This is a genomic window from Dolomitihabitans soli (genome assembly GCF_022213955.1).
Classification (GTDB): domain Bacteria; phylum Actinomycetota; class Actinomycetes; order Streptosporangiales; family Streptosporangiaceae; genus Streptosporangium_A; species Streptosporangium_A soli.
Map to the genome: position 1 here is coordinate 435,964 of NZ_JAKNTW010000002.1, position 19,522 is coordinate 455,485.

At 71.4% G+C, this 19,522-nt stretch carries 12 protein-coding genes and 1 pseudogene; 7 read left to right on the plus strand and 6 right to left on the minus strand.

Going from position 1 to position 19,522, the window contains the following annotated elements; translation table 11 throughout:
- Nucleotides 1-5: 5 nt before the first annotated feature.
- The 7 genes and pseudogenes from MBA17_RS06800 to MBA17_RS06830 all read left to right on the plus strand — a co-directional run.
- Nucleotides 6-4,082: a condensation domain-containing protein gene (locus tag MBA17_RS06800; RefSeq protein ID WP_238495418.1), complete on the plus strand. Its 4,077-nt coding sequence runs from the start codon at nucleotides 6-8 to the stop codon at nucleotides 4,080-4,082.
- Nucleotides 4,083-4,114: 32 nt separating this feature from the next.
- Nucleotides 4,115-8,026, plus strand: a complete 3,912-nt coding sequence (locus MBA17_RS06805) for an amino acid adenylation domain-containing protein (protein ID WP_238495419.1) — start codon at nucleotides 4,115-4,117, stop codon at nucleotides 8,024-8,026.
- Nucleotides 8,026-8,205 carry an MbtH family protein gene (locus MBA17_RS06810; protein ID WP_238495420.1) on the plus strand — a complete coding sequence of 60 codons (180 nt, stop codon included), beginning with the start codon at nucleotides 8,026-8,028 and terminating at the stop codon, nucleotides 8,203-8,205. The genes MBA17_RS06805 and MBA17_RS06810 overlap by 1 nt, the downstream gene beginning before the upstream one ends.
- Complete coding sequence (locus tag MBA17_RS06815; RefSeq protein WP_238495421.1) at nucleotides 8,202-8,972, plus strand: thioesterase II family protein; 771 nt, start codon at nucleotides 8,202-8,204, stop codon at nucleotides 8,970-8,972. The genes MBA17_RS06810 and MBA17_RS06815 overlap by 4 nt, the downstream gene beginning before the upstream one ends.
- On the plus strand, nucleotides 8,969-10,246 hold the full coding sequence (locus tag MBA17_RS06820) for an ATP-grasp domain-containing protein (RefSeq protein WP_238495422.1): 1,278 nt from the start codon (nucleotides 8,969-8,971) through the stop codon (nucleotides 10,244-10,246). The genes MBA17_RS06815 and MBA17_RS06820 overlap by 4 nt, the downstream gene beginning before the upstream one ends.
- 39 nt (nucleotides 10,247-10,285) lie before the next feature.
- Nucleotides 10,286-11,884: a condensation domain-containing protein gene (locus MBA17_RS06825; protein WP_238495423.1), complete on the plus strand. Its 1,599-nt coding sequence runs from the start codon at nucleotides 10,286-10,288 to the stop codon at nucleotides 11,882-11,884.
- Nucleotides 11,885-11,897: 13 nt separating this feature from the next.
- Nucleotides 11,898-13,220 (plus strand): annotated as a pseudogene (locus tag MBA17_RS06830) (serine hydroxymethyltransferase); the annotation flags it as partial.
- Between the two features lie 270 nt (nucleotides 13,221-13,490).
- Here MBA17_RS06830 and MBA17_RS06835 read toward each other — a convergent pair.
- From MBA17_RS06835 to MBA17_RS06860, 6 genes are all read right to left on the minus strand, one after another.
- On the minus strand, nucleotides 13,491-14,681 hold the full coding sequence (locus MBA17_RS06835) for a phospholipase D-like domain-containing protein (protein ID WP_238495424.1): 1,191 nt from the start codon (nucleotides 14,679-14,681) through the stop codon (nucleotides 13,491-13,493).
- Between the two features lie 9 nt (nucleotides 14,682-14,690).
- On the minus strand, nucleotides 14,691-15,677 hold the full coding sequence (locus MBA17_RS06840) for an ABC transporter ATP-binding protein (protein WP_238495425.1): 987 nt from the start codon (nucleotides 15,675-15,677) through the stop codon (nucleotides 14,691-14,693).
- Nucleotides 15,670-16,632: an ABC transporter ATP-binding protein gene (locus MBA17_RS06845; protein ID WP_238495426.1), complete on the minus strand. Its 963-nt coding sequence runs from the start codon at nucleotides 16,630-16,632 to the stop codon at nucleotides 15,670-15,672. Before MBA17_RS06845 ends, MBA17_RS06840 begins: the two co-directional genes overlap by 8 nt.
- Nucleotides 16,633-16,703: 71 nt before the next feature.
- Nucleotides 16,704-17,552, minus strand: coding sequence for an ABC transporter permease (locus MBA17_RS06850; protein WP_238495427.1), 849 nt, complete (start codon nucleotides 17,550-17,552; stop codon nucleotides 16,704-16,706).
- Nucleotides 17,549-18,475, minus strand: coding sequence for an ABC transporter permease (locus tag MBA17_RS06855; RefSeq protein ID WP_238495428.1), 927 nt, complete (start codon nucleotides 18,473-18,475; stop codon nucleotides 17,549-17,551). Before MBA17_RS06855 ends, MBA17_RS06850 begins: the two co-directional genes overlap by 4 nt.
- Nucleotides 18,472-19,521, minus strand: coding sequence for a LacI family DNA-binding transcriptional regulator (locus MBA17_RS06860; protein WP_238495429.1), 1,050 nt, complete (start codon nucleotides 19,519-19,521; stop codon nucleotides 18,472-18,474). Before MBA17_RS06860 ends, MBA17_RS06855 begins: the two co-directional genes overlap by 4 nt.
- Between the last annotated feature and the right edge of the window lies 1 nt (nucleotide 19,522).

Consider the following 19,522-nt stretch of genomic DNA (forward strand, 5'->3'; position numbering starts at 1 on the left):
GCCTCATGGACACGGGAAACGACACCACCGCGGTGGCCGTGGTCGGCCTGGCCTTCGAGTTCCCCCAGTGCGACAACTGGGACACGCTCACCGAGATCCTGCGTGCGGGACGCGACTGCGTGGGACCGATGCCCGCCGCGCGCGCCCGGGCCACGGGGGCCCCTCTCTCCGACAGCGACCAGGAAGGCGGCTGGATCGACGACATCACGGGTTTCGACCGCCGCTGTTTCGGTCTGTCCCGCGCCGAGGCGGAGCTGATCGACCCCAGACAGCGCAAGATGCTCCAGCTCGCGGTGCGCACGATCGGCCACGCCGGTTACGCCCCGGCGGAGCTTCGCGGCCGCGACGTCTGCATCTACACCTCCGGGTACGGCGGGCCGGAACCGACCCTGCACGACCTGCTGTCCGAGACCGGCCGCCGCCATGCCGCCGCACTCACCGGCAGCATCCGGGCCTTCGCCGCCGGCCGCATCGCCTACCACCTCGACCTGCGCGGAAGCGCGATGGTCATCGACACCGCCTGCTCCTCCTTCCTCGTCGCGCTGCACGAGGCGCGCCGGAAACTGGCATCCGGCGAATGCGAGGCGGCCCTGGTCGGCGGTTACGAACTCATCCTGGGCCCGCCACCGCGCCGACCGGAGGGCACAGACGGCCTGGGCGTGCTCTCCGCCACCGGCCGCTGCCGCCCGTTCGACGAGAAGTCGGACGGCACGACCTTCGGCGAGGGCGGCGGCTTCGTCCTGCTCAAACGGCTCGCGGACGCGTTGCGCGACGGTGACACCGTGCATGCGGTCATCCGCGGCAGTGCCGTCAACCAGGACGCCGGGCGCAGCAACGGCCTGACGGCGCCCAGCCCGGTGGGCCAGGCCCAGGTGATCGCCGCGGCGCTGCGGGACGCCGCCGTGGACCCGGTGACCATCGGCTACGTCGAGGCCCACGGAACCGGCACCCGGATCGGCGACCCGATCGAGGTCCAGGGGCTGGCCGCCGCACTGTCCGACGTGGCGGCCGACTTCCCGGCCACCGCCCGGCCCACCGCGCTCCCCCTGTCCTCGGCCAAGGGCAACTTCGGCCATCTGGACTGCATGGCGGGCTTCGCGGGCCTGGTGCGGGTCATCGCGCAGTTCCGTGCCGGTGAGATCTTCCCCACGGCGCACTTCACCGCCCCCAACCCCCTGCTCGGCCTGGACGGCACCGGGCTGCGCGTCGCCGACCGGTGCGAACCGTGGCCGACCGGTGACATCCCACGCCGCTGCGGCCTGAGCAGCTTCGGCCTCAGCAGCACCAACGCGCATGTCATCGTCGAGGAGGGCACCCTTGCCGGGTCGACGACGCGGCCCTCGACCGGGGGCCGCCTCGATCACGCCAACCACGCCAACCACGTCGACCTCGCCGACCTCGCCGACCTCGCCGACCTCGCCGACCACGTCGTCACACTGTCCGCACGCGACGCGTCCGGGTTACGGCGGTACGCCGCGCAGCTGCGGGATGCCGTCGCAGCCGATCCGCGGCACTTTCCCCTCGCGGACGCGGCTGAGGTCCTGGCACTCGGGCGCGACCACGGGCAGCCCTTCGCCCACCGCCGAGCCTGGGCGGTGGGCGATGCCGCCCAACTGCTCAGCGAGCTGGACGGTTTCCTGGCCGCCACCGCCGACGCAGCCGACGCCGACGCCGACGTGACGACTCGCGGCCGGCTGGTGCTGGCCCTCGGCTCCCCCACGGACCCGTCCGCGGACCTCGAGGTCACCGAACTGCTGGGCATGGCCGACGCGTCACCCGGCTTCGCCCGCGTACTGGACGAGGCGCGGCACCACGTGCCGGCGCAGCGCTGGACCGCGTCGCAGCGCCGTCTGCTCCGCCTCGCGGGAGTGCAGGCGCTCCTCGCCGATCTCGCGGTCACCCCCGATCTCGTACTGGCCCACGGAGTGGGGGCGATAGCGGACCGGTACACGCGCGGCACGGTAGATCTGCCCACCGCCCTGGCCCAGGCGGACGGGGAGTCACACACCACGGTTCCCGACGCGGGCCGGCTGCGGGCGGCGCTCGCCGGGTTCGCCGACGCCACGGTCATCGTCGACCTGGCACCGGGCAGCGCGCTCTCGGTTCTTCTGCGGGAGGAGCCCGGCTCCCGGTTCGAGACCGTTACCCCGCGCACGCCCGCCGAACTGCTCGCCGCCTGCCACAACCGGGGTTTCCCCCTGGACTGGCGTACGGGTCTGGGGCGGGGGCCGAGGCGCCGGATGGAGCTGCCCGTCGCTCCGTTCGCCGAGGAGCACTGCTGGCCGAGCGGCGTGCTCGCCGTACCGACACCCGAGACCCCGACGCCCGAGGCGGCCGAGACCCAAGCGGACAGCCCAGCGGACACCTCCGACACGACACTCGCCGCCGTGGTGCTCGAACTGGCCAGGGACGTGCTGAAGGAGCCCGGACTCAGCCTGGACGACGACTTCTTCGAGCTGGGCGACTCTCTCTACGGCCTGAAGCTGGCCACCCGGCTGAACGACCGTCTCGGCACCGACCTCGATGTCATGGACCTGTTCGACTTCGCTTCCCTCAGCGAACTGGCGTCCTCGCTCGGCGCGGAGGACACGGTCGGAGCAGCGACCACGACCGGGACCGCAACCGTGGCCCGGACCGCGACCGCGACCGCGACCGTGGCCCAGACCGGGACCACGACCGCGACCGGGACCGGGACCGGGACCGGGACCGGTGGGAGCGCCGAAGCCGCCCGCGGCCCGCTTTCCGGGCAGCAGGCCGCAATCTGGGCAGCCGTCCAACTGGCCCCCGAATCCGCCGCGTACAACGTGCCGAGCGCGTTCCTCTTCGACGGTCCGGTGGATCCCGACCGGCTGACCCGGCGGCTGGAAGCACTGGTACGCCGCCACCCCATGCTGCGCGTCACCCTGCACGACGGCGCGGACGAGTTCGTCCAGATGATCACCCCGCCCGAGGAGGCCCGGCTCACTCTCGAACGTCTCACCGTGGAGTTCCCCGAGACCACCGCCGCCGAGGGCCGCGACAGCCTGCTGGCCCGGCTGAAGGACCTGGTGAGCAAGCCGCTCGACCTCTACGGCGACACACCGGCCCGCTATCAGCTCGTCCGGGCCCGGTTCACCGACCAGGACCAGTACGTCCTCGTCCTCACCTTCCACCATCTGTTCTTCGACGGCTGGTCGTGGCGGGTCCTGATGGACGACCTGAGCGCCGACCTCGACCGTCCGGCGCCCGAGCGGACCTATCTCGACTACGTCGGGGACCAGCGGGACCTGCTGGACGGCGAACGCGGCCGGCGACTGGTCGAGTTCTGGAGCGACCGGCTCGCCGGCGTGCCTGTCGTGACGCTGCCGACCGACGGCACGGACGCCGACTTCTCCCGGCCGCCGGGCCGAGGCGCCGACCTGCCGTTCCCGATCGAGCCCGAACTCGCGGCACGGCTGCGGGACATCGCCCGCGGAGGGCGGGGCACGCTCAACATGGTGCTGCTCGCCGGGTGGATGGCGCTGCTCTGGAAGATCGGCGGCAGCCGTGACCTGTCCGTCGCGAGTCCGGTCACCGGTCGGGTCCCAGGCCACGACGACGTGATCGGCTGCTACGCCAACACCGTCGTGGTCAGGGCAGCCCTGGTCCCCGAGGAGCCGTTCGCGGCCCTGCTCGCGGCCGTCCGCGAGGCCCAGTTGTCCGCGCTGTCGCACGGGGATCTGCCCGCCGACCGGATCGTCCGGATCGCCCGGCCGTACTCGGCCGAGCCCGCCGCGACGACCAACTTCAGCTTCCACAACGCCGTCAAGCCCATCCTGGCTCTGGGCACCGACGGCCCGGCCATCGAGCTGCTCGATGTCGACCCCGCGGCGCCCACGTTCGCGCTCAGTGTGTCGGTCATGGAGTACGGCGACGCCCTGTGGGCCGGGGTGAAGTACGCCACGGACCTGTTCCGGCAGGAGACGGTCACCGCCTGGCTCGACGACTACCGCACGCTGCTGCGCAACCTGGCCGAACGTGGCCCCGACGCCACCCTGTTCGATCTGTTCGACGCGCCGTCCCCGGCAGTCTGCACGCCGACCGTGCCGGACTTCACGTTCTGAGGCCGCAGGCCTTCGAAGAGGAGAAACCCCACGTGAACACCACCATCGACGTCACCGGCCTCGCCTCCCGCGAGTTCTGGCTGCGACACCGGGACGACCTGCGCGCGGGATCCGTCGCCACGGCGCAGGCCCTGGGCGGTTCGTACGACGCCACTCCCGGCGACCTGACGACCGCGAGGGCCGCCCTCACACCCGCCACCCGTGCGGCCCTCATCCGCGTCACCGGCGGCCGGCCCCTGTTGCTCTGGGTCTCCGCCGCGGCCGCCACGGCCCTCGTCCTACGCCGATTCGGCGCCGAGGGGGCCGTCACCCTGCTGGCCGGCGCCCCGCTGGGGCAGGGGCTCCCCGCGCTGCTGGGCCCCGACCCCGCGGCGACCTTCCGGGAATGGCTGGGCACCGTACGGTCCGTGGCCGCGCAGGTCCTCGAGAACGGCGATGCCGACGCCGGCACTCTCCAGAGCCTTCTGCAAGGGGACCTGACGTTCACGGTCGACGCCGCCGGCGACCCCGCCGCGGAGCCCGGCGCCGAGGCGGCAGCGGCGCTGCACCTGGGCGCCGAAGAGATCACCGTGACGTCGCGGCTGCTGCCCGCCGAGCGGCTGAGCGCGCTGGCGACGGGTGTGGCCTCGGTGCTGGAGCAGGGTCTGGCCGACCCCGACCGGCGTCTCGCGGACCTCGGCGTCCTCGACGAGACCACCCGCCACCAGGTGCTGGTCGCCTTCAACGAGACCGCCCCGCTGGACAACGGCCGGCCGTACCGGGACCTGCTGCTGGCCCAGGCCGCGCAGCGCCCCGACGCCGTCGCGATCCACGACGAGACGGACTCGTTCACCTATCGGCAGCTGTGCTCGTACGCCACCGCCGTCGCACTGCGGCTGCGGGAGGCGGGGGTCGGCCCGGAGAGCCAGGTCGCGCTGGTCGCGCCACGCAGCGCGTGGTTCCTCGTGATGGCCGTCGGCGTCCTCTTCTCGGGCGGCGTGTACGTACCCCTGGATCCCGCGATGCCCGCCGGACGCCGGGACCGGCTGATGCGAGACGCCCACGTCGTCGTCGCCGGCACGGAAGTGGAGCTCCCGCAGGAATCCGGCACGACCCGGCTGTTCCCCCAGCACCTGCGCGAGGAGGTCGAGTCCGCCCCGGGGCCGTACAGCCCCGAGACGGTGCAGGAGCTCCTCGGTCCCCCGGCGGCTCCCGCCGACCTCGCCTACATCATCTTCACCTCGGGATCGACGGGCACCCCCAAGGGGGCCGGAGTCGAGCACCACTCCTTGCTCAACCTTCTCGCGACCCGGTTGCCGGACTACGGGCTGCGTCCCGGTGTGGAGGTGCCGCAGACCGCGCCGCTCACCTTCGACCTGTCCATCTGGCAGATGTTCGCGGGCCTGACGGCCGGCTCGACGGTCTGTGTCGTCCCCGACGACGTGGTGCGCGATCCCGCGGCGCTCGCCGCGATGGCGGTGGAGCACCGGTTCGGCTGTCTCGCGCTGGTGCCGACCTTCGTCGCCGTGCTCCTGGACCACTTCGAGGACGCTCCCGACTCGGCCGCGGCCGTCCGCGCGACCCTGGGCCGCCTGATCGCCACGGGCGAACCGCTCAGCGGCGAGTTGGCGCGCCGCTGGCACGCCGTCATGCCCGGGGTGGAGCTGCTCAACGCCTATGGGCCCGCGGAGGTCGCCGACGACAGCACGGGCGGGCCCGTCACGGCCGATGAGGGCATGTACACCTCCGTCGGGAAGGTGCTGCCCAATGTCCGTGTCCATGTGCTGGACGCCGATCTGCACCCCGTGCCACCCGGCGTGACCGGCCAGGTGTACATCGGCGGCGAGAGCGTGGGCCGCGGCTATGTCGGTCAGCCCGCGCTGACGGCGGGCGCGTTCCTGCCGGACCCGTTCTCCGCGGAGCCGGGACAGCGCATGTACCGCACCGGAGACCTCGGCCGATGGCGTACGAACGGATCCGTCGAACTGCTCGGCCGGGCCGACAACCAGGTCAAGCTCCGGGGCCGCCGGGTGGAGCTCGGTGAGATCGAACACGCCGTGGAGAGCTGTCCGCAGGTGGCGCGGGCCATCGTCGAACTCCTCAAGGACGACGGCCTGGAACGGCTCGTCGCCTTCGTCACGCTCACGCCCGGCAGTGCCCCGACCGCCGAACAGATCAAGGAATTCGTCGCCGGCCGGCTGCCCGCGTACATGGTGCCGAACGAGGTGCTGACAATCGGCGAGCTGCCCCGCAACCGCAACGGCAAGGTGGACCGCAAGGCGCTGCGCGTCCGCGCCGCCGAACGCACCGTGCCGACCGCCGCGTACACGGCGCCGCGCACCCCTCTCGAAGCGGAACTGTGCGAGCTGTGGGCGACCTGCCTCAGGCTCGAACGCGTCGGTGTCACCGACGACTTCTTCGCGCTGGGCGGCGACTCCATCACCGGTATCCGCATCGTCCAGGCGGCCGGGCGCCGCGGCATCGAACTGCGCCCCCGGCACGTGCTGGAGCACCGAACCGTCGAGGGGCTGGCCACGGTCGCTCGACGACGCGCCGCCGACGACGCCGATCCCCGGGCCGCCGCGCACCCCGGCGCCGACCGCTCTCCCGCCCCGCTCACCCCCGCCCAGCTGGCCTTCTTCGCCCGCGGTGTGCCCCGTCCCGACTACTGGAACCACGGGGTCCTCTACGCCGTCCGGCGCCCCGTCACCACCGAAGAGGTCGAGCGCGCCGTACATCTGCTGGCCGAGCGCCACGCGATGCTGCGCGCCCGGATCGCCCCGGTGGACGGCGCGTTGGCGCAGACGGTCTCCGACGTTCCGCCGCCCGTCACGGAGTTCGACCTGAGGGAGGTGGCGGCGGACGCGCTGGAGTCCCGGATGCACGCCTCGGCGACCGAGCTGCACGCGGCGCTCGACCTGGGCGCGGGTCCGGTGTGCCGGGCCGGGCTGCTCCGGCTCCCCGACGGGCTGCACGACCGGCTGGTCATGATCGTCCACCACGCGGTCGTGGACCTCTACTCCTGGAACGTGATCACCGAGGAGCTCTCCACGATTCTGCGCGACGGCGGCACCGCTGCCCTGGACCCGGTCGGCACTCCGTACACCGAATGGGCCCGCCGCCTGGTGGAGTTCGTGCGCGGCGAACCGGAAAGCCTGAACGCCGAATACTGGCTGACCCGCGACTGGAGCCGCTGCGTGCCGGTGACGGACACCCGCGCCCAGGGGGTCGAGGGCAACACCCAGGAGCGCACCTTCACCTTCGACAAGGCATGGACCCGCCGGTTCGTCGCCGGAGCCGCGAGCTCCGGACTGACCGTGTACGAGTACCTGTTGACCGCACTCGGTGCCGGCTTCAAGAAGTGGCTGGGCGCCCCCTCCGGTGACCTGCAGGTTCAGCTCGGCGGCCACGGCCGGGAGGACCTGTTCGACGACGTCGACCTGAGCCGTACGGTCGGCTTCTTCAACACCGCCTATCCCTTCGCCCTGCCGATGCTCACCGATCCCGCGGACGGGCGACAGGCTCGTGCCGTCGCCGACTTGATCAGGAACATTCCGGGCCGGGGCCTCGACCACGACCTGCTGCGCCATCTCCACCCCGATCCGGGGCTGCGCGCCCGGCTCGCCGCCCTCCCCGTGCCCCAGGTGCTCTTCAACTACTGGGGAGAACCCGGCTATCTGCACGCGGACGGCGACGGCGGGGACGGCGACGGCGCGGGCCGTACGCCGGGGCCGCTCGGGGACGTCCGTATCGACATCTCCGGAGACGACCGGCCGCGGGACATGCCCCGCCCCTTCCCGATCGAGATCTACCCCAGCGTCGTCGACGGCTGTCTGACCATCCTGTGGCGCTTCAGCGGTGAGGTCTTCACCGCAGCCCGGATGAGCGCACTCGTCGAGTCCTACGCCGAAGCCCTGCGCGCGAGCGTTCCCCCTGCCAACTCATCTGCTGAGGAGACCATCTGATGACCTACACCGTCGTGGTGAACGCCGAAGAGCAGTACTCGATCTGGCCCGAGGTCAAGGCCCTGCCGAACGGCTGGAGGACGATCGGCTTCAGCGGTGGCCGGGAGGAGTGCCTGGCCCATGTCGCGGTGGTGTGGACCGACATCCGCCCCAAGTCCGTGATGACCGCGGCATCGTGACCCGCACCGAACTGACTCCCCTGCTGTGGCACTACGGCGCCGCGCAGGGCACCCGCACCTACGTCCTGGCTCCCTTCGCCGGCGGCAGCGCGTACTCCATGGCCGACTGGCCCCGGCAGCTGCTGCGCGCGGACGAGAGCGTCCTCGTGCTGCAGTACCCCGGCCGTGGGCCGCGGGCGACCGAACCGCTGCCGACGAGCCTCGGCGAGCTCGCCGTCGAAGCCGCCCGGACGATCCAGCGGCATTCCACGGGCCCGGTGGCCGTCATCGGCCACAGCCTCGGCGGTGTGCTCGGCCACGCGCTGGCCGGGCACCTGGAGAACGCGGGACGTGAGGTGGAACTGCTCGTCGCCTCCGCGGCCCGGCCACCGTACTCGGCCCGCATGAACGCCGGGCAGATCCTCGCCATGACCGACACGCAGTGGCTCCAGGAGATCACCCGCTACAGCACGATCGATCCCGAACTGCTCAACGAGTCCGCCGTGGCCGACCTGATCGTGCCGGTCCTGCGCGCCGACTACCTGATGCTCGCCCGGCACATCCCCGACCACCGCACGCTCGCCTGCCCGGTACTCGCCATCGGCGGCGCGGACGACGTCTGGGTGACCGCCGAGCACCTGGAGTCTTGGGGCGAGTACACCGACGGGGGCCTGACCACGCGCACGCTGCCCGGCGGCCACTTCTACTTCCGGGACGACCTGACCAGCGTGATCGAGCTGATCCACACCGCCCTGGACCGCGACCGCGCACGAAAGGAGTACCGGTGAAGCCGCTGATCGTGGTGTACGACTTCGGTGCGGCCCAGCCGGGCGACATCGCGGTCGGGCTGGGCGACTGGGCCACCTGGGTCTTCGCCGCGGAGCGCAACGAGCACACCCGGGCGATGGAGCCGCTGCTCTCACAGTTCGCGCCCATCGTGTGGATCGACGACCTCGACCAGGCGGTGGCCGAGCTCGGCGGCCGCGGCCCTGGTGGCATCGTGACGTTCAGCGAGAAGGCCCTGCGCCTCACCGGCGAGCTGGCCCACCGGCTGGGGCTGCCGCAGCACGGACCGGCCACAACCGCCATCCTCACCGACAAGTGGCGACAGCGAAGTGCCCTGCGCGCGGCGGGAGTCGACTCCGTTCGCTTCCACCGGGTCGACACCGCCGCCCACTGGGCGGACGCGGTCGCGCACGTCGGACTTCCCGCGGTTCTCAAGCCCGCCTTCGGGGGGGCCAGCCGCAACACCTTCCTCATCGAGGACGAGGCCGACGGACGACGGACCGTCGAACGCCTGCTGGCCGCAGGGGCGCCCGGATACGATCCCGAGGGCGCTCTGGTGCTTGAGGAGTATCTGGTGGGGCGGGACTGCGCGCCGTTCGGCGACTACGTCTCGATCGAGCAGCTCGTGCAGCACGGCGAGGTCACCGACATCGCCGTGACCGGCAAGTTCCCCATGGTCCCCCCTTTCAGGGAGACCGGCAGGTTCTGGCCCTCCCCGTTGGATCCGGAGGAGACGGAGCAGGTCTTCGACCTGGCCCGGCGGGCTGTCACGGCGCTCGGCATCACCACGGGTCTGACCCACACCGAGGCCAAGCTCACCCCCGAGGGGCCCCGGTTCATCGAGGTCAACGGACGGCTCGGCGGCGGCATCAACGAACTCTCCCGCCGGGCCGTCGGCACGGACCTGATCGAACTCGCCGGCCGGATCGCCCTCGGCGAACGCGTCAGTGTCCCCCCGCTTCCGCACGGCCGGGCCTTCTACCAGATCTTCCATCCCGCTCCCCGCGATCCCTGCGAACTGGTCGGGGTCGAAGGCACCGACGAGATCCGAAACCTGCCCGAGGTGACCCTCTACCGCCCCTACGCCCGGCCGGGCACTCGGCTGGAGGGCGGCGTCCACACACGGGAACTCGACATCGTCATCGGGGAGACCGCCGGCCTGGCCGAACTCGCCACGGTCTTCAAGGACGTGGAGTCCCGGCTGCGGTTCACCTTCGCCTTCCCCGGACAGGCCGGTGTCCGGACTGTCACCGGAGCCGAACTCGGCCGGCTGTGACACCGGTCCGTACGCCACGACGACCAGGAGGAACGGATAATGCGTGAGACGACCACCGACGAGCCGCCCCAGCAGGGAGGACTCCCCGACGCGACCGTCCTGGCGCGCGTCTGGGAGGAAGTCCTCGTCGTCGACGGGGTCGGCCCCGACGACGACTTCTTCTCCCTGGGCGGGGACTCGCTCCTCGCCGTCCAGGTCGTCGGCGTGGCCAGGGAACGCGGGCTGCGACTGACACTCCTGGACCTGTTCAAGAACCCCACGCCGCGCGGCGCCTGCGTCGGCGCGGCGGACGCGGAGGACGAAGGACAGGGTGAGGAGCTTCTCTCCGCCCAGGACCGGGCGCTGGTTCAAGGCAGCGCGGAGGCGGCGTACCCCGCCTCCCGTCTCCAGCTCGGCCTGATCTACGAGAGCCTGCTGAGCGAGGGTGTCCTCTATATCGACGTGGTCTCCCGCTCGATCACGCTCCCCCTCGACCCGTCCGTGCTGCGGCGGGCCGTCGACCGCGTCACCCGGCGCCACCCGATGCTGCGGACGCGCTTCGACCTGACCACCTTCAGCGAGCCCATGCAGGTGGTCGAGCGGAACGTCGTCGTACCGGTGGAGACGGCGGACTGGTCAGGTCTGGACCCAGCCGCGAAGGCCGAGCGGTACGACAAGGTCATGCGGGATCTGCAGGCCCCCTTCGACCCCGAGCGGGCACCGCTGTGGCGCGTGCACGCGGCCGCCACGGGCACCTCGGAATTCCAGCTCGCCTACGCGTTCCACCACGCGGCGCTCGACGGCTGGAGCGAGTCCGTCCTGGCCAGCGAGGTGGTCCGGCTGTACGCGGCCATGCTGCGCGGCGAGGACCTCGAACTCGCCGACCCCGCGCCCGCGGAGGAGTACGTACGCCTGGAGCGTGCGGCGCTGCGGGACGACGCGTCCCGGCGGTTCTTCGAGAGCCTGGGCGCCGATGCGGGGGCGAAGCTGCCGGAGCGGGGCGACGGTACGGGCGATCCCTTCAGAAAAGCCGCGGCTCAGATCCCCGTCGGCGACATCCAGCGGATCCATCAGCTCAGCGCCGAATGGGGCCTTCCGCTGAAGAGCCTGTTCCTGGCCGCCAACTGTACGGCTCAGGCGGCCCTGACCGGCACCACCGAGGTCACGGTCGGGCTGACCGTGAGCGGTCGGCCGGAGACGGCGGGCAGCGACCTGACCATCGGGCTGTTCCTGAACACCCTGCCCTTCCACCTGGATGTGGCCGAGGTGTCCTGGCACACCGCGGCCCGGCGTGCCTTCGAGGCGGAGCGCGGTCTGCTGGGCCACCGCCGCTTCCCGGACGCCGAGGTGCGCGCGCTGCTCGGCGGCGTCCCCTTCACCACCGTCTTCAACTATGTCCACTTCCACGTCCGCGACCGGCTCCTGGAAACCGGCCTGGTCACCGCCGACGAGGACCTCAGGGACCCGTCCAGCTTCCCCGTCCGCGTCGAGGTCATCGATGACCCGCGCGGCCGCGGTCAGCTCCTGGAGGTCGTCGCCGACGAGACCCGGTACGGCGAGGGCACCGCCGAAGAGCTGCTCCAGTACGTCCTGTCCGCGCTGCATCAGATGGCCGAAGGCCCCGAAGAGCCGGCCCTCGCCGGCCTCCGGAACGCGTAGAAAGTCGGTGACCATGTCTTCCAGCCCTCTGGCAACCTATGCGGAGCTCGGCTTACGTCAGCTGCACGACCAGGACCCCGAGCTCTACGGCCTGCTGGAGCGCGAGCACCGCCGCCAGTCCGAGACCCTCGCCATGATCGCGGCCTCCAGCGTCGCGCCCGCCTCCGTGACCGCCTGTGAGGGAACGGTGCTCGGCAACGTCACGACCGAGGGGTACCCAGGGGCCCGCTTCCACGCGGGCTGCGAGGTGGTGGACGAGGTGGAGCGGCTGGCGATCCGCCGTGCCAAGGCGGCCTTCGGGGCCCGGTACGCCAACGTCCAGCCCCACTCGGGCAGCACGGCCAACCAGGCCGTCATGTTCAGTTTGCTCCAGCCCGGCGACGTGCTGCTCGGGATGGAGCTGAGCGCGGGCGGTCATCTCACCCACGGTTCCCGCGCCTCGGTGTCCGGCAACTACTTCAAGCCGATCGGCTACGGCACCGACGCCGCCGGCTGGATCGACATGGACGAGGTCGAACGCCTCTCCAAGGAACACCGACCGCGGCTGATCGTCTGCGGAGCGAGCGCCTACCCGCGCGAGATCGACTTCGCCCGGTTCCGTGCGATAGCCGATGAGGTCGGAGCCTTCCTGCTCGCCGACATCTCCCATATCTCAGGTCTGGTGGCGGCCGGGCTGCACCCCAGTCCCATCGATTTCGCGCATGTGACCACGACCAGCACCTACAAGCAGCTCTACGGACCCCGCGGCGGCCTCATCCTGATGGGCAGGGACGCCGGCACTCCCGTACCCGGCTCTCGTAAGACCCTCGCCGAGACCCTGCAGAGCGCGGTCTTCCCCTATGTGCAGGGCACCCCGCAGTTGCAGGCCGTCGCGGCCAAGAGCAGAGCGCTGGCGCTGGTGGCGCAGCCCGAGTTCCGGGAGCTGGCCGGGCGCATCGTCTCCGGAGCCGCGGCGCTGGCCGCGGCGCTGTCCACCGCCGGCTACCACGTCCTCACCGGCGGCACCGACAACCACATGGTGCTCATCGACGTCAGCCGCAAGGGTCTGACCGGCCTCGTCGCGGAGCAGGCACTCGAGTCGTGCGGAATCATCGTGAACAAGAACAAGATCCCCAACGATCCGCACGGCCCCCGGGTGACCAGCGGTCTGCGGCTGGGAACGAATCACCTGGCCGCACGTGGCATGGACGACGACGCCGTTCGACAGTGCGCCGCCTTGGTCGACCGTGTGCTGTCGTCCATCCAGGCCACGGACACCGGCACCTGGCACCTCGACGAGGCCGTCCGCTCCCGGGCCCGCGCGGACGTGACCGAACTGTGCGCCCGGCACCCCCTGCCCGACCTGGCGCCCGGGGCCATCGGGAATCACCACCCGCCCAACCGATGGAAGGGCGGCCGCAGGCGCCATTGGCTGCGGCCCTCCCGATCGGCCGGCTATTCGACGCTGCGCAGCCTGAGGCTGTTGCTGCCCACGAACACGCGGGAGCAGGCCATCGCGGCTCCGGCGATCATCGGGTTGAGCAGCCCTGGCGCGGTCGGCGGCAGGGCGGCCCCGTTGTAGGAGAACATCGAGCCAGGCCTACAACGGGCGCGCCAGCCCAAGGGACTACGGAGCGGTGGCCAGGGGGGCGGCGGCGCGCATGGCCTCGAAGTTGGTGACGTACTGCTGGTAGACGCCGCGGTCGTTGAGCCTCAGCAGGGTCTCGTCGTTGCGGCGCAGCGAGGTCTCGTTGAAGTTGTGGCTGCCGGTGAACACCCACCGCGCGTCCCCATCCCCGCCATACGTGCCCTCCACCAGCAGGTACTTCGAGTGGATCCGCCCAGGCAGCGCGCTGCCGTCGCCCAGTGTGCGCAGCTCGATCCCCGGCGCCCCCTGCAACACCTGCCTGACCTCGTCGTCCATGATCCCGTAGACGATCTGCACCGGGCAGCCCTGAGCGGACAACCGCGCCAGCCGCTGCGCGATCGCCAGCCGGTAGGCGTCCCACTCCGACATGCCCACCCGGATCTTCGTGCCGCCCGCGCAGCTCACCTCGGACAGGCTCTCCACGATGGGGTCCGTCGAGGCGTCCGCGCCGGCCCGGGGGAAGAAATGGGCGCGCACCGAGCCACCGGCCGTGCCGGTCTGGACGACGCGGTAGTAGTCGAGGTTCTTCTTTTCGGCCGCGAGGTCCTCGAAGTAGCTGTTGTAGGCGGCCGACAGCCGCTGGTTGCGGGGCAGGATGACGGCGTTGTTCCAGTACGTCGTGGAGTTCAGGTCGGTGAGGTTGGCCGAGGACTGCACGACGACGTCCGAGGCGTGGCCCGCCCGCGAGAACAGGTAGAACTTGTTGTGCTGGCCCTTGTCTCCGATGCACGCGGCCGTGCCGCCCGACACGGGGCCCGAGCAAACGTGCAGGTACGACCGCGCCGCGGTGTCGCCGCCCAGCTCGGCCGCCAGCCGCGCGGCCACCGCGCCGCCCCGGGTGTCGCCGTCCACGATGACCTGCACGTCCACGTCGCGCTTGTGCGCCTTGACGAGCTCGTCGGCGAACTGCGTGCCGGCCGTACCCGACATGACGAAGTGCGCGACACGGATGCGCGCGCCGGGCGGCGTCTGGCGGATCAGGCCGCAGAGCTGCTGGACGAGCGCGTCGCCCTGGCCTGTCATCGGGTTGTTGAAGACGGCGCGGGTGGTGGCCGGCTCGATGGGCGCCTCGGCGCAGGGGGTGGCCGATGCCGCCGAGGTGGGCGCGGACACGGCGAGAGTGGTCAGTACGGCGGCGGCCAGAGCGGCGGCCAGCGACTTCCTGGGCATGGATCGCTCCTAGTGGGGGGTGGCGGGGACGGTGGTGCTGTTCGCGAAATGGCAGGCGACGGGGTGGCCGCCGCCACGGTCGAGCAACGCGGGCTCCTCGGTCGCGCACCGATCCTCGGCCTTGAAACAGCGCGTCCGAAAACGGCAACCCGAGGGCGGGGCCAAGGGCGAGGGGACGTCTCCCGTCAGGACGATCTCCGCACGGTCCACGTCACGCCAGTCGTCCACCGCGGGCGCCGCCGACAACAACGCCTGCGTATACGGATGCGCGGGCCGCTGGTAGATCTCCGCCTTCGGGCCGATCTCCGCGATCTTGCCGAGATACATCACCGCCACCCGATCACACAGGTGGTGCACCACGCCGAGGTCGTGTGAGATGAACAGGTAGGCCACCCCGAGGTCGCGCTGCAACTCCTGCAGCAGGTTCAGGATCTGCGCGCGCACCGACACGTCCAGCGCGGAGACGGCCTCGTCGCACACGATCAACCTCGGGCGCACGGTCAGCGCCCGCGCGATGCTGATGCGCTGGCGCTGCCCGCCGGAGAACTGGTGCGGGTACCGGTCCGCGTGCTCGGGGCGCAGCCCGACCCTGGCCAGCAGGTCACGCACCTCGGCGTCCCAGTCCCGGCGCGGCACGATGCCGGGGTGGATGCGCCAGGCCTCCTTGAGCAGAGCGGCGACCGTCATGCGCGGGTTCAGCGAGGCGTAGGGGTCCTGGAAGACGAGCTGGATCTCCTGACGCAGCCTGCGCAACTCCCTCGCCGGCAGCGTCGCGAGGTCCCTTCCCTCGAACAGCACCTGGCCGGCGGACGGCTTGACCAGACCGACGATGGTGCGGGCGATCGTGGACTTGCCGCACCCCGACTCGCCGACCAGGCCCACGGTCTCCCCGGCGCCGACGCTCAGGCTCACCCCGGCCACGGCGTGGACCTCGGCGCGGCGCAGCCTGTAGGTGGTGACCAGATCGACCAGCTCCAGCAGCGGCTCATCAGGCATCGTCGAGCACCTCCTCGGCGAAGTGGCAGGTCACCGCGCGGCCGTGGCTCAGCTCGCGCGGCTCCGGAGCCTCCTCGCGGCAGCGTTCACGCGCCAGCGGGCAGCGCGGGTGGAAGGAGCAACCGGTCGGTGGCTCGGCGAGATCCGGCGGCTGTCCCTCGATGGCCGTCAGCGTCGACCCGGTTCCGCGCAACGCGGGTACGGCCCGCATCAGGCCCAGCGTGTACGGGTGCGCCGGCCGGCCGTACACCTCCGGGACGGTGCCGGTTTCGACGATCTGGCCCGCGTACATCACCGCGACCCGGTCGGCGACCCGTGCGACCACGCCGAGGTCGTGGCTGATGATGATCATGCCGAGCCGGTCGGCTTCGCGGCGCTGCCGTAGCAGCCGCAGGATCTGCGCCTGCACGGTGACGTCGAGCGCGGTCGTCGGCTCGTCGGCGACGAGCAGCACCGGGTCCAGGGCGAGCGCCATCGCGATCATCACGCGCTGTCGCATGCCGCCGGAGAAGCGGTGCGGGTGGTCGTCCAGCCGCCGCGCGGCGTCCGGGATGCCGACCTGCGCCATCAGCTCCGCCGCGTACCGCCTGGCCTGGGCACGGCCGGTTCCCCGGTGGCGGCGGAACATCTCGGCGATCTGGTAGCCGACCGTGAGCGACGGGTTGAGCGCGCTCAGCGGGTCCTGGAAGATCATCGCGATGCGTTCGCCGCGCAGCTCGCGCCACTCGGCGTCGGAGAGCCCGGTGACGTCGCGGCCCTCGATCGCGATGCTGCCGGCGGTGATCCTGGCCCGCGACGGCACCAGCCCGAGCAGCGCCTGCGCGGTCACGCTCTTGCCGCTGCCGGACTCGCCGACGATGGCCAGCGTCTCGCACGCCTCGACGTGGAAGGACACCCCTCTCACCGCCCGCAGCGGCCCCTTCCGCGTGTCGAACTCGACAGCGAGACCGTCCACCTCCAGAAGTCTCGTCAGGAGACCTCCATCGCGCGGCGGCTGACCGTACGCCTGAGGACTTCGTTCGGTCATCAGCTCAGCTCCGTCATCGGATCGGAGGCGTCACGGAGCAGGTCGCCGAGGATGCCGATGGCGACCACCACGAGCGCCAGGGCCAGGCCGGGTACGGCGGCGATCCACCAGGCCGAGGCGAGGTAGTCGCGGCCCTGCGCGATCGTCGAACCCCAGGACGCCTGGGTGGTGGGCACCCCGAGGCCGAGAAAGCTCAGCGACGCCTCGGCCACCATGGTCAGCCCCACCTGTACGGTCGCCGCCACCAGCAACGGCGGCAGGCACGACGGCAGGATGTAGTACAGCATGATGCGCGCGGGCGAGGCGCCCATCACCCGAGCGGAGTGCACGAACTCCCGATCGCGTACGGCCAGCGCCGAGCCGCGCACCACCCGAGCGAAGATCACCCAACGCGTCACCGCGAGCGCGATGATGACGTTCACCATGCTCGGCCCGAGCACTCCGGCCAGCAGGATGGCGAGCAGCAGGCTGGGGAAGGCGAGCTGGATGTCGCCGACGCGGGAGATGATCCCGTCGGACCAGCCGCCGAAGTATCCGGCCAGCAGGCCGAGGAGCAGCCCGACGCCGCCGCCGATGAGGACGGTCACCACGGCGACGGTCAGCGAGGTGCGCATCCCGGCCAGCACCTCGGCCAGCAGGTCCTGGCCCACCTGGTCGGTGCCGAGCCAGGCCGTCGTGCCGTCGGACAGCGTGCTGCCCGGCGGCGACAGCCGGTCCTGAGGGCTGGTGCGGGTGGGGTCGAAGGGTGCCAGCAGCGGCCCGAGCACACCGGCGGCCACGAACAGCAGCACGGTCCCGAAGGCGAGGTGGGCACGCAGAGGCAGGCGGGTGATCGTGTCCAGCGTCATGCGTTCTCCAGCTGGATCCTGGGGTCGAGGTAGCCGTAGAGCAGGTCGACCAGCAGATTCAGGATGATGTAGCAGATCGTGACCACGGTCAGCACGGCCTCGACGACGGCGTAGTCGCGGAAACTGATGGAGTCCACCAGCAGCGTCCCGATGCCCGGCCAGGCGAACACCACCTCGACGATGACGCCGTTGGCGATGAAGTTGCCCATCAGCAGGCCGAGCATGGTCACGACCGGGACCAGTGTGTTGCGCAGGACATGCACGTAGAAGACCACCCGCCGGCTCAGCCCCTTGGCCTGAGCCGTGCGGACGTAGTCCTGGTTCATCTCCTCCAGGATCCCGGTGCGCACCAGCCGGCCCAGCCAGCCGACGAACGGCAGCGCCAGCGTGAAGGCGGGCAGCAGCAGGCTGGCCATCGTGCCGTCGGCCGTGCTCGGCAGGATCTGCAGTCCGCGCGCGAAGATCAGCGAGAGCATGATGCCGATCCAGAACGGCGGCAGCGCCTGGCCGACCAGCGAGGTCACCGAGATCAGGTGATCGATGGGAGAGTTGGCGTGCCTGGCCGCGTAGGTGCCGGACAGGAAGCCGAGCACCACCGTGAAGACCATCGCCCAGACGGCCAGGCTGAGCGTCGGGCCGAGCCGTACCAGGGTGGCGTCGAGCGCGGCCATGCCCTGGCGCCAGGACTCGCCGAAGTCGAGCCGTACGACGTCTCCCAGGTGCCGGACGTACTGCACCAGCAGCGGGTCGTCGAGGCCGAGCTGCGCGCGCAGCTCGGTCAGCTGGTCGGGAGTCGCCTGACTGCCGAGGATCAGCTCGGCGGGGTCGCCCGGCAGCACCCGCAGGGCGACGAACACGATGGTGATCGCGCCCCAGATCTGCAGCAGCGCCTGGGCCAGGCGCCGCCCGATGAAGAAGGTCATGGGCTGCCTCCGCTGGAGGCCCGCTCCACCAGGCGCGGCGGGAAAAGGATCTTCTCCGGTTCGCCGCCCGCCTGCCGGGTCAGCCGCCTCAGCATGTGATCGACGGCCGACACGCCGACCTCGGCGGCGGGCAGGTCGACCGTGGTGAGGGACGGTATGACGTACGGCGCGAACGGATGCCCGCCGTACCCGACCACGAGCACGTCGTCGGGGATGCGCAGGCCCGCCTCGTCGGCGACGCGGTACACCCCGAGGGCGAAGTAGTCGTTGCCGGCGACGAACGCCAGTGGGCGGCGTTCCGTGCTCAGCACCTGCCTGGCCAGGCGGTAGGCCTCGCCGGGGTTCCACGGCAGGGCGCTCTGTTCCAGGCGCGTGGTCGGCACCTTGAGCAGGGCGTCGGGCTCCAGGGTCAGGCCGCTTTCCGCCAGCGCGCGGCGGTAGCCCTCGACGCGGTCGGTCACCGAGGAGACGCCGAGGTCCTCCTCCAGGAAGTAGATGTTCCTGGCGCCCTGGGTGATGGCGTGCCTGGCGGCCTCGTAACCGCCACGGACGTGGTCGACGCCCACCAGGTCGGTGTTGAGCTCAGGCACGTCGCGGCTGATCAGCACGAGCGGGACCCCGGCGGCTCGGAAGCGGCGCCAGTGCTCGGCGCCCTGCTGCACCGCGACCACCAGGACGCCGTCCACCCCGCGGCGCAGCAGTTCCTCCGCGGCGCGGCGCTCGTTGTCCACGCTCTCCTCCGTCGCCATCAGCAGGAGCGAGTAGCCGTGTCTGCGGCTGTGCTGCTCCATGGCGCTGATGAGCTGGGCGTAGAACGGGTTGGACGGGTTGGTGATCACCATGCCGAGAGTCGTGGCCGAGCCGAGCACGAGAGAGCGCGCGGTCACGTTCGGCACGTAGCCGAGCCGTTCCGCCTCGGCCTTGACGCGGTTTCTGGTCTCCAGGCCGACGCTGTCCTTGTCGGACAGCGCACGCGACACGGTGTTGACCGACACGCCCAGGCTCGCGGCGATGTCCCTGAGCGTCGGACGCCGTCTGGCCGGCATG